The organism is Mycetocola saprophilus (assembly GCF_000718085.1).
Lineage (GTDB): Bacteria > Actinomycetota > Actinomycetes > Actinomycetales > Microbacteriaceae > Mycetocola > Mycetocola saprophilus.
This window is the reverse complement of sequence record NZ_JOEC01000001.1, coordinates 870,358-883,241: the sequence shown is the minus strand read 5'-3', so window position 1 is coordinate 883,241 and position 12,884 is coordinate 870,358. Positions and strand designations below refer to the sequence as shown.

15 protein-coding genes are annotated in these 12,884 nt (G+C 66.6%); 6 read left to right on the top strand and 9 right to left on the bottom strand.

What is annotated here, in order from left to right; genetic code table 11:
* Positions 1 to 57 precede the first annotated feature (57 nt).
* The gene (locus IE92_RS0103910; RefSeq protein ID WP_030143567.1) at positions 58 to 675 is read right to left on the bottom strand and encodes a DUF3000 domain-containing protein; all 618 of its coding nucleotides are present in this window, start codon (positions 673 to 675) and stop codon (positions 58 to 60) included.
* 25 nt (positions 676 to 700) lie between these two features.
* On the opposite strand from IE92_RS0103910, the gene IE92_RS0103905 reads away from it, so the two are divergent.
* The gene (locus IE92_RS0103905) at positions 701 to 1,891 is read left to right on the top strand and encodes an alpha/beta hydrolase family protein (RefSeq protein ID WP_030143566.1); all 1,191 of its coding nucleotides are present in this window, start codon (positions 701 to 703) and stop codon (positions 1,889 to 1,891) included.
* Between the two features lie 107 nt (positions 1,892 to 1,998).
* Here the strand turns inward: IE92_RS0103905 and IE92_RS0103900 are convergent, their stop codons facing one another.
* The 3 genes from IE92_RS0103900 to IE92_RS0103890 all read right to left on the bottom strand — a co-directional run bounded on the left by IE92_RS0103900 (position 1,999) and on the right by IE92_RS0103890 (position 4,176).
* Positions 1,999 to 2,718 carry a dihydrofolate reductase family protein gene (locus tag IE92_RS0103900; protein ID WP_051701877.1) on the bottom strand — a complete coding sequence of 240 codons (720 nt, stop codon included), beginning with the start codon at positions 2,716 to 2,718 and terminating at the stop codon, positions 1,999 to 2,001.
* A complete protein-coding gene (locus tag IE92_RS0103895; RefSeq protein ID WP_030143564.1) occupies positions 2,711 to 3,154 on the bottom strand; it encodes a SufE family protein in 444 nt (147 codons plus the stop codon). Before IE92_RS0103895 ends, IE92_RS0103900 begins: the two co-directional genes overlap by 8 nt.
* A gap of 98 nt (positions 3,155 to 3,252) precedes the next feature.
* The gene (locus IE92_RS0103890; protein WP_030143563.1) at positions 3,253 to 4,176 is read right to left on the bottom strand and encodes a sulfurtransferase; all 924 of its coding nucleotides are present in this window, start codon (positions 4,174 to 4,176) and stop codon (positions 3,253 to 3,255) included.
* A gap of 195 nt (positions 4,177 to 4,371) precedes the next feature.
* Here IE92_RS0103890 and zapE point away from each other — a divergent pair, with 195 nt between their 5' ends.
* Positions 4,372 to 5,421, top strand: coding sequence for a cell division protein ZapE (gene zapE, locus IE92_RS0103885; RefSeq protein WP_030143562.1), 1,050 nt, complete (start codon positions 4,372 to 4,374; stop codon positions 5,419 to 5,421).
* 69 nt (positions 5,422 to 5,490) lie between these two features.
* Here zapE and IE92_RS0103880 read toward each other — a convergent pair whose 3' ends face one another.
* Positions 5,491 to 6,075 (bottom strand): TetR/AcrR family transcriptional regulator, encoded by a 585-nt coding sequence (locus tag IE92_RS0103880; protein WP_030143561.1) that lies wholly within the window; start codon positions 6,073 to 6,075, stop codon positions 5,491 to 5,493.
* Between the two features lie 86 nt (positions 6,076 to 6,161).
* On the opposite strand from IE92_RS0103880, the gene IE92_RS0103875 reads away from it, so the two are divergent.
* From IE92_RS0103875 to IE92_RS18715, 4 genes are all read left to right on the top strand, one after another.
* Positions 6,162 to 6,554, top strand: a complete 393-nt coding sequence (locus tag IE92_RS0103875) for a DUF1304 domain-containing protein (RefSeq protein WP_030143560.1) — start codon at positions 6,162 to 6,164, stop codon at positions 6,552 to 6,554.
* A gap of 10 nt (positions 6,555 to 6,564) precedes the next feature.
* A complete protein-coding gene (locus tag IE92_RS0103870) occupies positions 6,565 to 7,596 on the top strand; it encodes an NADP-dependent oxidoreductase (RefSeq protein WP_030143559.1) in 1,032 nt (343 codons plus the stop codon).
* A gap of 172 nt (positions 7,597 to 7,768) precedes the next feature.
* Positions 7,769 to 9,028: an ammonium transporter gene (locus IE92_RS0103865; RefSeq protein ID WP_051701878.1), complete on the top strand. Its 1,260-nt coding sequence runs from the start codon at positions 7,769 to 7,771 to the stop codon at positions 9,026 to 9,028.
* 265 nt (positions 9,029 to 9,293) lie between these two features.
* Positions 9,294 to 9,848 carry a type II toxin-antitoxin system PemK/MazF family toxin gene (locus IE92_RS18715; protein ID WP_030143557.1) on the top strand — a complete coding sequence of 185 codons (555 nt, stop codon included), beginning with the start codon at positions 9,294 to 9,296 and terminating at the stop codon, positions 9,846 to 9,848.
* A gap of 79 nt (positions 9,849 to 9,927) precedes the next feature.
* Here IE92_RS18715 and IE92_RS0103855 read toward each other — a convergent pair whose 3' ends face one another.
* From IE92_RS0103855 to IE92_RS0103840, 4 genes are all read right to left on the bottom strand, one after another.
* Positions 9,928 to 10,293, bottom strand: a complete 366-nt coding sequence (locus IE92_RS0103855) for an RNA polymerase-binding protein RbpA (protein ID WP_030143556.1) — start codon at positions 10,291 to 10,293, stop codon at positions 9,928 to 9,930.
* Between the two features lie 240 nt (positions 10,294 to 10,533).
* Positions 10,534 to 11,313, bottom strand: a complete 780-nt coding sequence (locus tag IE92_RS0103850; RefSeq protein WP_030143555.1) for a glycerophosphodiester phosphodiesterase family protein — start codon at positions 11,311 to 11,313, stop codon at positions 10,534 to 10,536.
* Complete coding sequence (locus IE92_RS0103845; RefSeq protein WP_081864077.1) at positions 11,306 to 12,334, bottom strand: SPFH domain-containing protein; 1,029 nt, start codon at positions 12,332 to 12,334, stop codon at positions 11,306 to 11,308. Before IE92_RS0103845 ends, IE92_RS0103850 begins: the two co-directional genes overlap by 8 nt.
* Positions 12,335 to 12,377: 43 nt before the next feature.
* Entirely contained in the window at positions 12,378 to 12,848 is a 471-nt protein-coding gene (locus IE92_RS0103840) for an NfeD family protein (protein WP_030143553.1), read from the bottom strand.
* Positions 12,849 to 12,884 lie beyond the last annotated feature (36 nt).

Genomic DNA, 12,884 nt, shown 5'->3' with positions numbered 1-12,884 from the left:
GATGCGGCGGCGGACGGTGCGGTGTTTCCTGCGGGAGCCGATGCTCGTCTGCGGCGCTCAGGCACGGGGGCCTCTGCGGCGACCGATCATGGTCACTCCTTCTTCGGTCGGGGGAAGGCCCGCGAGGAGACACAGCAGGTCGCCCCAGCCTTCGACATGGGCGCCGATTTCGGCATTACTGGGCGACCAGGACGCGCGCAGCTCAAGCTGTGTGCCGTCTCCGGCACGGGCGAGCTCGCCAAAACCCGTTGATATTACCTTAGTGGCGGTGCCGCTCGCCGCGCCAAATTGGGCATCGCGCGACTCCAGGGCATCCATCAACCAGGACCAGGCAACCCCGGCCATGAACGGGTCCACGCCGAGCTCGGGTTCGAGTGGGGCCTGGGCGAAACAGATCACCCGAAAGACCCCGCCCCAGGCCTCGGGGGCCGCGGGGTCATAGAGCAGGACAAAGCGGCCGGCACCGTGCTCGGAGTCCGCCGCATGCGGGGCATCTCGACGCCCCCGCTCGGGCGGAATGACATCGGCGGCCAGGGCCAGCGCGTACGGCGCAAGACGCTCCGGCGCGGTAATCTCATGGACCCGCAGTTCGGGGCGTAGGATCACACTTCGGATGGCGTCGCGTGCCCGGAGAAAGTCAGCCGGGGCGAGTCCGTCCGTTACCGAATCAGTCACGATTGCAGACTAGAGTTAGTTGGCTATGAATTCTTCACGCCGCGCCGGAGCTCGCGCGTTAATCCTGCCCGCGGCGGCCGTCGCCGCCACCACCGCTATTGTTGCGGCCGGAATCGCCACCGTCTCGGCGATCCTGGCGCGCGAGGTGGTGACGCCTCCGGGTCCGGATGCGCCCGATACCCAGGTCCTGGGAATCAACGAGATCGAGGGCACCATCGTGCTCTCGCGCACCGACTTCACGGTCCTGCCCGGACAGTACGGCATCTGGTACGGACGCCCCGAACGCCTGGTGCGCATCGGCGAGGTTGTGGCGGTCGGGGAGCACACGGTTACCCGCGAGCTACCCGCGCAGAATCTGCGCGGCCTGGTGGGTCATGGCGGTGGACGCTTCACCGCCTGGGTGGATGCCGACCCCACGACCGTGGCCGAGCACTGGGAGAACGTCCACATCCCGGTAGACAACGGCGTGGCACCCGCCTGGCTCTTCCCGGTTGAGGACGAGAACGCACCCTGGCTGGTAGTGGTGCACGGCCGCGGTACGCGTCGGGGCGAGGGCCTGCGGGCGGTTCCCACCGCCCAGGCCGCCGGTTACAACGTGCTCCTGCTGTCCTACCGCAATGACGGCGATGCACCCGCCAGCGCCGATGGCCGCTATGGGCTGGGCCTGACCGAATGGCACGATGTGGACGCGGCCCTGGGCTGGGTCCGGGCCCGCTCGGCGGCGCGCATCGTGCTGATGGGCTGGTCCATGGGCGGCGCGATTTCCCTGCAGACGATCCTGAACGGCGAGCACGGTTCGGAGGTCTCCGCGCTGCTGCTGGATTCCCCGGTGATCGACTGGGCCGAGGTCCTGGCATTCCAGGCCCGCGAACGGCGTCTGCCGCGCCCCGTGCGCGACATCGCCGTCCACCTGCTCGGCGCCGGCTGGGCCTCCGGGATCACCGGACTCGGCGAGCCTGTCCGCCTTGACCGGATGAATTTGGTCGCCCGGGCCGACGAGCTGCGCATCCCGACCCTGATCCTGCACAGCGTGGACGACGATGTGGTCCCCGCCGAGGCCTCGCAGGCGCTGGCGATCGAGCGGCCGGACATCGTCACGCTTGAGGAGTTCGCCGTGGCCCGGCACACCAAGCTGTGGAACTTCGACCGCGAACGCTGGGAGCGCCTGGTGCATGAGTGGCTCGACGCTCAGCGCGAACCGTCCACGCAGGACTAACCAGAAACGACCCGGTGGGAGATCCCACCGGGTCGTTTTCTTTGGCCGCGCGCTCGGCCAGGGTTTGCTCCGCAACCGCCGCTCGGTCAACTGCCTGTGTGGCCGCGCTACTCCGCGGTGCGCGGACGGAAGCGCTGATACAGCGTGCCCTCATCGTCCAGCATCAGGCCGTGCAGGGTGTAGCGGGTCACCAGGTGCTCGGTCTGGCCAAACACCGGCTGCGGTGGCAGGACCACGCTGGGCGCCGCGGTGAGGAAGATCTCATCGATCGCGCCGGCGGCCAGGAAGCTACCGGTCACGGTCGGGCCACCCTCGCAGATCACCCGATTGAGCCCGTGTTCGGCCAGGGTGGCCAGGATCTGAGCGGGGGACGGATCGGCGGCTTCGATACCGATGACCGCGCGAACCCGGCCATCCATCCGGGCGGTCACCTTGGGGACCGAGGCGCGTGGGCACAGCACAATCAAACGTTCCCGGGCACCCTCGTTATCGGGAACGTCGCCCAGATCCCCGCTGCGGGTCAGCACGGCCAGCGCGGCCCGGCGCGGAATCGTATACCCCTCGGCCCGCAGGCTCTGCGCGCCCACCAGTACCGCGTCCGCCTGGTCGCGAATGACGCTGAGGATGGTGCGATCCACCCGGTTGGAGATGGTGTCGCTGGTGCCGTCCTCGCCGGCGGCGGATCCGTTCATCGTGGTGATCATGTTCACCGCGGTCCAGGATTCTCCGGCGAGCGCGTAGCGTTCGGCGATCCACTCGCGCGCCTCGGGCAGCGCGGGATCGATGCTCTCTCCGCTGGCGGGGAGAAGCTCGGTCAGACTACTCATGTCCGGCCAGCAGGCGAATCTGACGCTGGGCACGACGAATCATCCCGGTCATCCCGGCCAGACGAAGCGGAGACACGGCGCGCGCCAGCCCCAGACGCTGCGAGTAGTCGGAGGGCACGGCCAGCGCCGATTCGACGCTCAGCCCCGAGAGCCCCTGAACCAGAATGCTGGCAAAGCCGCGCGTGGTGGGGGCCTCCTGGGGCGCGGTCGCAAACAGCTGCACGAGTCCGGCCTCATCCAGTTCCACCCGGATGAACACGGGGGACTGGCACTCGGCCACGCGCTCGAGCTCCTCGGGATGGTCGCTGTAGCGAGCGGGCAGCTCGGGAAGTTCGCGGGAGAAGTCGAGCAGCAGTTCAAGCCGCGAGTTTTCGTCGAGGTCGAGGAAGTCCTCGCTGATCTCGGCGAGCGCGGCGGGCAGCGCGTTATCGGTCATGGGACACCATTATGCCAGCCTCGGGCGCGACGGGCCGTGGATTTCGCCCAGAGTGAAGGGCCGCGGGGAATCCCCGCGGCCCTTTGTCCACCCCGTTCCTAGTGAGCGGACGCCCGGGCGCCGCGCGCCGGTCGGGTTCCGCGTTCGGAGCCCTGGACGATGGGCACCCGCACGGCGTTGCCCCACTCGGTCCAGGAGCCGTCGTAGTTGCGAACCGCCTGGAATCCCAGCAGATAGCGCAGCGCGAACCAGGTGTGGCTGGAGCGCTCCCCGATCCGGCAGTACGTAATGACCGACTCGGTGGGGGCCAGGCCGAGTTCGCCGCGGTAAATCGCCTCGAGTTCCTCGCGGGTCAGGTAGCCGCCGTCGGCCGCCACTGCCCGAGCCCAGGGGACGTTATGGGCGGTGGGGATGTGACCGCCGCGCAGCACACCCTCCTCCGGGTAGTCCGGGTGGGTCACGCGTTCGCCGGTGTACTCCTGCGGGGAGCGGATGTCGATCAGCGGGTTTCCCAGGTGGTCGATCACGTCGTCGCGGAATGCGCGCTCGGTGTGGTCATCGCGTTCGATCACCGGGTAGCGGGTCGCGATCCGGTCGGGAATATCGGTGGTGATGTCTCGGCCCTCGGCGATCCACTTATCCCGCCCGCCATCCAGCAGGCGCACATCGGGGTGTCCAAACAGCGTGAAGACCCACAGCGCGTAGGCCGCCCACCAGTTACTCTTATCGCCATAGATCACCACCGTGTCATCGCGCGAGATTCCCTTAGCCGACAGCAGCTCGGCAAACCCCTCGCCGTCGACGTAGTCGCGCACCACCGGGTCGTTGAGTTCGGTGTGCCAGTCCACCTTGACCGCGCCGGGGATGTGGCCCACCGAGTAGAGCAGCACGTCCTCATCGGATTCCACCACCACGAGTCCCGGTTCGCCGAGGCGATCGGCCAGCCAGGAGGTGGAGACGAGTTTGCCCGGGTGTGCGTAGTCGGCAAACTTGGGGTCGGAGGTATCAAAGGCGAATGTCACGGGGTTCCCCTCGGGTTGCACCGGCAATCGCCGGTCCGGATGGTGGCTGATGGGGCGGGTTCACAGCCGACACCCCACGGGCACGCGCCTCGTGGGACTAGGCTAGGAGCCGACGCCCCACCTTCGAATGTACGCACCTTTGCGCGGCTTGTCATCAGGGTGGCGAAAGAATCCGACACACGAGGTAGCCCCCACATGACCGCAGCCCCCACGCAGCGTCGCATCAGCCTGACCGAACGCACCCCGCGCAGCGACGCGCAGGCCATTATCGCCGGGCTCACCCCGCCCCCGCAGTTTGCGCAGGCCTCGTTTGAGAACTATCGGCCCGATGCCGACTATCCCAGCCAGGCCGAGGCCGTCACGATCCTGACCGAGTTTGCCGATGCCTGGGGCGTGCAGCGCTCGGGTGGCTTCTTCGGCCGGAAAAAGAAGGCACCGACGGTTCAGCCGGGCATCTACCTCGACGGTGGCTTCGGCGTGGGCAAGACCCACCTGCTCGCCTCGCTCTGGCACCGGGCGCCGGGTCCCCGCAAATACTTTGGCACCTTTATCGAGTACACCTCGCTGGTAGGTGCCCTCGGGTATCAGCAGGCCGTGCAGGCGCTGACCGGCGCGACCCTCATCTGCATCGACGAGTTTGAGCTCGATGATCCGGGTGACACGATGCTGATGACCCGCCTGCTGGGGGAACTGGTTGCCTCGGGGACCCGCATCGCGGCCACCTCGAACACCCCGCCCGGCGCGCTGGGGGAGGGACGCTTCGCCGCGGCCGACTTCCTACGTGAGATCCAGGCGATGTCCGCGCACTTCCGCACCCTGCGTATCGACGGAACCGACTACCGACGCCGCGCGGTGAGCGGATCCTGCATCGTGACCGACCCGGCGGACTTCGACACCGCGCTGACCGCCGGTCTGCCCGTGAATGCCGAGGTCTCGGACGACGCGTTCGACACCATCCTGAACCACCTGCAATCCGTGCACCCGTCCCGCTATGCGGGCCTGATCACCGGGCTGTCCCGGCTGGGGATTCGTGACGTGCACGAGCTCACCGACCAAACCCGCGCCCTGCAGATCGTGGCGTTCATCGACCGCGTCTACGACGCCCAGGTCCCGATCGTGGCCTCGGGGATCGCGCTGGATCAGATCTTCGGCGACGGCATGCTGGAGGGCGGCTACCGCAAGAAGTACCAGCGTGCGATCTCGCGCATGATCGCGCTGACCCACGCGGGCGCGGTGACCGAGTAGTCCGCACTGACCCACGCGGCCACGGTGACCGAGTAGTCCACAGGGGACTCCTTCGAGGCCCCGCCAGTCCTATTCGGCCGGCGGCGCCGCCTCGATAATCGCCGCGTCCAGCAGCGCCAGGGCACCGTCCACGTCCACCGGGGCAAGCAGCAGCGTACTCACGATCAGCCCGGTAATGACCGTGGCGCGGTGTGCGGTGCGCGCCTGATCGGCGGGAAGCGGGGCGTCCACGCGGAGCGCGGCGAGGATCGAGCCTTCGACGCGGCGGCGATAACCCGCAACCACGGCGGCCGCATCGGTATCCCGCGAGCCGATTCCCGCCCCGGCGCGCACAATCATGCACCCGAACCGCGGGTCCCCGGGTTCCAGCGCGGCCAGAGATGCCGCCATATCGCGCAGATAACGCCGCACCCCGTCGGGGCTTCCGTCGGTAAGGTGCACCAGGCGCGGCTCGATGATCTCATCCAGGTAGTCCTGAAGCGCCGCATCAAACAGCCCCCGCTTATTGCCGAACGCCTGATACAGGCTCGACCGCGACAGGCCGGTCGCCGCTTCCAGGTCGCTGATCGAGGCAACGTCATAGCCGACCGCCCAGAACAGGTCGCGGGCCGCACGCACCACGGCGGCGGTATCAAATTCTCGGGAGCGAGCCATGTTTTCTCACATTCTGCAACGATCGGTTCAGAATCTATTGTACGCTAGTTTCCAGACCCCTGTTATCTAACGTGAGGAACCCCCAAATGCTTGTCGTCGGACTCGTATTCGCCACCCTGGCTGCCGCGCTGCACTGCTACATCTTCGTGATGGAGTCCGTGCGTTGGACCGCCCCCAGCACTCGGAAAACCTTCGGGATCGAGAGTGCCGAGGTGGCCGAAATCACCAAGCCCCTCGCGTTCAACCAGGGCTTCTACAACCTGTTTCTGGCGATTACCTCGCTTATCGGTCTGATCCTGGTTATCGCCGGGACCGAGACGATCGGACTGACCCTGATCATTGCCGGCATCGCTCCGATGTTTGCCGCCGCACTGGTCCTCCTGCTCTCCGACCACACCAAGGCTCGCGCGGCGATCACGCAGGGAACCCTGCCGCTGCTGGGCCTCATCTTCCTCTTTGTCGCACTCGCAACACGCTAAGGCTGTATTCATGAACACCACACCGATTCCCGACACCACCGTCGAATTCCACCTCGCCGAGCGCCCCGAGGGCTGGCCCACCCCGGACACCTTCCGACGCGTGGAGCGCACCCTGCCCGAGCTCGCCGAGGGTGAGGTTCGGGTGATCAACCGATTCGTGTCGGTTGACCCCTATATGCGTGGCCGGATGAACCTCGGCGAGTCCTATGTGGCGCCGTTCGAGCTGGATGCGGCCCTGACCGGCGGGGCCGTGGGCCACGTGATCGCCTCGAATGCCTCCGAGCTGCCCGTGGGCACCGCCGTGAGCCATGACCAGGGTTGGCGTTCGGTCGCCCAGGGTCCTGCCGCCGGATTCCGCCGGGCCGCCGAGATTCCCGGCGTCCCGCTGTCCACCTCGCTGGGCATCCTGGGCATGACCGGGCTGACCGCTTTCGTGGGACTGCGCGATATCGCCGAGATCAAGCCCGGCGACATCGTCTTCATCTCCGGTGCCGCCGGCGCCGTGGGTACCGCCGCCGGACAGATCGCCCGCCTGATGGGGGCCTCCCGCGTGGTCGGCTCGGCCGGTACCGACGAAAAGGTCGCGATGCTGACCGAGCGTTACGGCTATGACGCCGCCTTTAACTACAACGACGCGGCACCGGTTGCCGAGCAGCTGGCCGAGGTGGCCCCGGACGGGATCGACGTCTACTTCGACAACGTCGGTGGCGAGCACCTCGAGGCCGCCATCGGCGCCCTGCACCGCGGCGGCCGGGTCGCGCTGTGCGGCGCCAGCTCCGAGTACAACGTCACCGCCCCCAAGGTGGGACCGCGTAACATGAGCCGCCTGATTACCCAGAGCCTGCGCCTGCGCGGCTTCACCATCGGTGAGCACGTCGCGGCGGCCCCCTCCTTCGCGAAGGCCATGGGGGAGTGGTTCGCCGCCGGCGAGATCGTCTATGACGAGACCGTGGTCGAGGGCATCGAGAACACCCCGCAGGCCTTCATCGACCTGCTCGCCGGAAAGAACGTGGGCAAGATGGTGGTCCGCGTCGAGGCGTAATTCGCGCTTCCCACGGGGCGGCGGCATCGGGTACGAAACATTCTGTTTACCGATGCCGCCGCCCTGTAACATTTTGGAAATCAGATCCTGCCGGTTTTGGAAATAACTTCTCGCCAAACTAATCGCAACGGCCTCCACTCCCGATGGAAGCCCAGACGGTTAGGAAAAGCTTATGGACACCGGATCTCTCGCCTGGGGACTCGTCGCCACCGCACTGGTGCTGCTGATGACCCCCGGCGTCGCCTTCTTCTACGGCGGCCTTGTCAAGATCAGCAGCGTCGTCAGCATGCTCATGCTGAGCTTCGGCTCGATGGGCCTGATCGGCGGACTCTGGATCCTCTACGGCTACAACATGACCCACGTCGACAACCCGAGCCAGTTCGCCGGTAACCCGCTCAACGACTTCGGACTGGGCGGCCTCGCCTCGGCGCCGCACGCCAACGAAAACCTGATCGGGGTGGCCTTCGGTGCCACCTTCGCCATCATCACCGTGGCCCTGATCTCGGGAGCGATCGCGGACCGGGCACGCTTCGGCGCCTGGATGGTGTTCGCCGGAATCTGGGCGACCGTGGTCTACTTCCCGGTCACCGCCTGGATCTGGGGCGGAGGATGGATCCAGAACCTCGGCACCGCCCTGTTCGGTAAGGACGCCGGCATCGAGGTCATCGACTACGCCGGTGGTACCGACGTGCACATCAACGCCGGTGCCGCAGCCCTGGCCCTCGCCCTGATCCTCGGCAAGCGGGTCGGCTTCAAGCCCGGCATCCAGAAGCCCCACAACGTGCCGCTGACCCTGATCGGTGCCTCGCTGCTGTGGTTCGGTTGGTTCGGATTCAACGCCGGTGCCGAGTGGCTCAACGGCCTGAAGAACGTCGGCCTGATCACGATCAACACCCTGGGTGCCACCGCCGCCGCGATCATCGGCTGGCTGATCATCGAGAAGATCCGCCACGGAAAGCCCACCTCGGTGGGTGCCGCGTCCGGTGCCGTCGCCGGCCTGGTTGCCATCACTCCGGCCTGCGCGAACCTGACCCCGGGTTGGGCCCTGGTCCTCGGAGTCCTGACCGGTGCCGTCTGCGCCGTGGCCATCGAGCTGAAGTTTGTTCTCGGCTTCGACGACTCGCTCGATGTGGTGGGTATCCACCTCGTGGGTGGCCTGATCGGAACCCTGTACCTCGGCTTCTTCGCCACCGGAACCGGCCTGTTCGTGGGCGGAGACTTCCGCCAGCTGGTGGTCCAGACCATCGCGGTCTTCGCGGTCCTGATCTACTCCTTCGTGGCCGCCTACGTCATCGGCTGGGTCGTCCAGAAGACCATGGGCTTCCGCGTCACCAACGAGGATGAGATCGCCGGTGTCGACAGCGTGGTTCACGGTGAGGACGGCTACGCCCTGACCCCGGTATCCACCGCAACCTCCGAGCACAGCCTCTAGGTTCCCCAGCTCGCGTCGGGTCTTCAAGGGGAGGGCCCGACGCGAAACCTCCTCCGACAGGCGGATTCCGGTTCGAATCAGAACCGCGAACCCCATCCGGCTAGCGGATCCCCGGTTTGTGCCAGGTCTTCAAGGGGAGGGCCTGGCACAACTCTTTCCCCCTCGAACCGGATGTGCACCGCGCACATCCGGTTCGATTTTGTTTGTCCGCGACACCCGCCCCGGCCCCTGGCTGGCCGCCGCGAGCGTGCACTAGCGTAGGAGCGTGAACACGTTCCTGAGGATCCTGCGCGACCTGCTGTCGGCCCTAACCGGTCCGAGTCGCCCCACCACCCGTCCCGGCCGTCCCGGAGCCCCGGGGAAGCCCTCCGGTGGCTCGAGGCCGGGGGAGGCACCGAGCCCCGGACAGAGCGGACCCGAGGCCACCCGCGAGGTCGACCCGCGCCGGGTCGGATCCGTCACCATGACCTATGCGCCGAGCCGCGATGGGGACGCCGACCCGGGGGAGATCGTCTGGACCTGGGTTCCGTTTGAGGAAAACGATGGCCGGGGTAAGGATCGCCCGGTCCTGGTGGTCGCCCGGCTCCAGGGATCGGATGTGCTGGCGATCGCGCTCACCTCCAAGCCCCATGCGGGGCAGAGCGACTTCGTGCCGATCGGTGCCGGCCCCTGGGACGCGCAGGGACGGCCCAGCTGGGCGAACCTCGACCGGGTGTTCCGACTGCGCCCGGGCGGCATGCGCCGAGAGGCCTCGGGCCTGGACCGCAAAACCTTCGCCCTGGTGACCGCCGCCCTGAGCAAGCGGTACGGCTGGCGCTGAGCCTGGGTCAACTCAAGCCGTTAAACGAAGGATGGGGATGCCCCAACGGGCATCCCCACAAATCCGGTGACCGGGTGGGCTAGGCGCCCACCTTCTTCTGTCCGCGCCGGGCGCGGAGGTAGTCGAGTCGTTCGTCCAGGAGAACCTGAAGCTCTTCGCGGGTGCGACGCTCCAGCAGCATGTCCCAGTGGGTACGTGCCTGCTTCTCCTCGCTCGGCTCAAGCTCGATCGGTTCGGTCCCCACCATCAGCACCGCGGCCTCGCCGCAGTTGCGGCACTCCCAGGTGTCGGGTGCTTCGGCGTCGGCCGCAAACACCAGTGCGGTCTCATGACCGCACTTAGGACATAGGTAGATGTAACGTTCCCGGTCTGAGAACACAACACCCTCTTCGCTCTGTAGGCTCTGTGCCCCGAGGCGCATTCCGCGCAAACTGCGATCCGCCATTGTGTGGTCTCCTCTCGCGTGCTTGCCATTTATACCGGTCTAGCCTGAAAAAACTATGAACGTGGATCGGTTCCCCACACCCTACCGGCCCGGGCAACCGCGCAACAGGCCTGCGGCGCAAAAAGAATGACCCAGTGCGTGGGTCAGATAAAACATCAGGTCACGGGCGACAAATTGAGCCCGGCGTGGAAAGTCCCGCGGAGAATGTAAGCGCTCACATTAATGTACCTCGTTCGAGGGTCAAAAACCCTCGGCGCGCAAATCCTCAATCACACTCACGGCAAGATCACAGCGATCGGTGATCACGCCATCCACTCCGACCAAAATGAGGCGGCGCAGATCGGCCGAATCATTGATTGTCCACACGTGGGACTCCACGCCGACACCGCGAAGCCGCGCGATCAGGGCCGGTGTCATCGCGGGGAAGGGACCGTAGCGCTCGGGGAACTGCACGGCATCCACACGAGCGGCGAGTCGGGTAAATGCGCGACCCAGGTGCAGCCAGTGGGTGAGGATCAGGACCATTCCGGCCCACCGACCGGGGGAGCTGGCCACCGCGCTCAGACGGCTCAGCGCCCGACGCCGGGTCCGCTCGGAGAAGGAGGTCAGCAGGATTCGGGGCTCGGCGTGCGCGCGGAGGATCGCCTCGACCGCGGGATCCACCGCGGCGGCGGACTTCAGATCCACGTTAATCGGGGTGGTCGGGAAAGCCTCCAACAGCTCGTCCAGGGTCGCGATCACCGGGCCGGGGCCGAGTGCGGGATCCCGCAGCTGGTCGAGGGTCAGCGAATCCACCCGGATGCGGCGTCCCGCGCGCAGGAAGTGCGGGTCGTGATGCAGGACGGGGATTCCGTCGGCGCTGACCCGCACATCGGTTTCCAGGTGGGTCGCCCCGGCGGCCACGGCGGCGGCACAGGCCTCGATCGTGTTTTCGGCGATTTGCGCCGAAACGGCCAGGCCGCGGTGTGCAAACACGCGCGGGCTGGCCTTTTCAAAAAACGCGGGGGAGTTGCTACTCACCGCTCGGTGCGGGGTTCTGCTTGGTGTACCCCAGGGCGGCCGCGATGCCCTCCACGTTGATGCCCTCGGTGTTCACGCCGGCGACCGGAGTCGCGGCACCGGGGGCGCTCGGGGTGGGGGAGTTGTCACCCTTGGGGGTAAAGGCTCCGCCGATACCCTTGAGGGCTTCGGTGAGCTCGGACGGGACGATCCACAGCTTATTGGCCGAACCATCGGCGAGCTTGGGCAGGGTCTGCAGGTACTGGTAGGCGAGCAGCTTGTTGTCGGGGTTTCCCGCGTGAATCGAGGCAAACACTGTCTTGATCGCCTCGGCCTCACCGTTGGCACGAAGCACCGCGGCCTGGGCGTCACCCTCGGCGCGCAGAATCTCCGACTGGCGCAGACCCTCGGCCTCGAGGATCGCCGACTGCTTGGTTCCCTCGGCGGTCAGAATCGCCGCACGCTTGTCCCGCTCGGCACGCATCTGCTTCTCCATCGAGTCCTGAATCGACAGGGGCGGATCGATGGCCTTGAGCTCCACGCGTCCCACGCGGATACCCCACTTGCCGGTGGCCTCGTCGAGGACGATGCGCAGCTGGCCGTTGATGTTGTCGCGGCTGGTCAGCGCCTCCTCGAGGTTCAGCCCACCCACCACGTTACGCAGGGTCGTGGTGGTCAGCTGCTCCACCGCGCCCAGGTAGTTGGCGATCTCATAGGTTGCGGCGCGGGCGTCGGTGACCTGGAAGTACACCACGGTGTCGATCGAGACCACCAGGTTATCCTCGGTGATCACCGGCTGCGGCGGGAACGAGACGACCTGTTCGCGCATGTCGATCAGCGGGCGCAGGCGGTCGATGAAGGGGACCAGGATGTTCAGGCCCGGCTGCAGGGTCTTGTGGTAGCGGCCCAGCCGCTCCACCACGCCGGAGCTGGCCTGGGGAATGATGCGGACCGCGCGAGCGATCACCACCAGGACAAAGATCACCAGCGCGATCAGGGCGATGATGCCGATAATGGCACCAATTGATACGTCGTCGTTCACGATGTTCCTCTTGTTCTGTGTTGGTTCGCCGCTCTGGCGAGACCTAGACGGGGGGAGTCGCGTCGGGGCGCACCAGAGCGGTGGCACCCTCGATCAGAGCTACGGAGATAACCGTGCCGGGTTCCAGCGCGGTGCCGGGACCATCGGCCACTGTGCGGGCGGTCCAGGTTTCCCCGTTGGAGAGCTTCACCAGGCCGGTGCCGGCGCTCACGGTTTCCAACACCACGCCGCCCTGGCCCACCACCGCATCCATATTGCTCTTGGTGGGGTCCCCGCCACGCTGAAGGGCACGCAACAGGGGAGGGCGTACCAGCAGGATCAGCAGCATGCCGGCGATACCGGCAATGATGATCTGACCCCACCACTCCACGTGCAGGATGCCGCTCAGCAGCCCAACAAAGCTGCCGATGGCCAGCATGAGGAAGGTGAATTCCAGGGTCAGCATCTCGATGATGATGAAGATCAGGATCAGCGCAAGCCACGCGATCCAGATATACGGGGTAATCATCTCCATGGTCGTCCAATTCCTTTCAGGATGTGGGCGAAAACT

Excerpts from the sequence above, each read along its gene's own strand:
- IE92_RS0103875 (WP_030143560.1), top strand. The coding sequence starts at position 6,162 with ATGCTTGTCGTCGGACTCGTATTCGCCACCCTGGCTGCCGCGCTGCAC.
- IE92_RS0103840 (WP_030143553.1), bottom strand. The coding sequence starts at position 12,848 with ATGGAGATGATTACCCCGTATATCTGGATCGCGTGGCTTGCGCTGATC.
- IE92_RS0103900 (WP_051701877.1), bottom strand. The coding sequence starts at position 2,718 with ATGAGTAGTCTGACCGAGCTTCTCCCCGCCAGCGGAGAGAGCATCGAT.
- IE92_RS0103880 (WP_030143561.1), bottom strand. The coding sequence starts at position 6,075 with ATGGCTCGCTCCCGAGAATTTGATACCGCCGCCGTGGTGCGTGCGGCC.
- IE92_RS0103870 (WP_030143559.1), top strand. The coding sequence starts at position 6,565 with ATGAACACCACACCGATTCCCGACACCACCGTCGAATTCCACCTCGCC.
- IE92_RS0103855 (WP_030143556.1), bottom strand. The coding sequence starts at position 10,293 with ATGGCGGATCGCAGTTTGCGCGGAATGCGCCTCGGGGCACAGAGCCTA.
- IE92_RS0103865 (WP_051701878.1), top strand. The coding sequence starts at position 7,769 with ATGGACACCGGATCTCTCGCCTGGGGACTCGTCGCCACCGCACTGGTG.
- IE92_RS0103895 (WP_030143564.1), bottom strand. The coding sequence starts at position 3,154 with ATGACCGATAACGCGCTGCCCGCCGCGCTCGCCGAGATCAGCGAGGAC.
- zapE (WP_030143562.1), top strand. The coding sequence starts at position 4,372 with ATGACCGCAGCCCCCACGCAGCGTCGCATCAGCCTGACCGAACGCACC.
- IE92_RS0103905 (WP_030143566.1), top strand. The coding sequence starts at position 701 with ATGAATTCTTCACGCCGCGCCGGAGCTCGCGCGTTAATCCTGCCCGCG.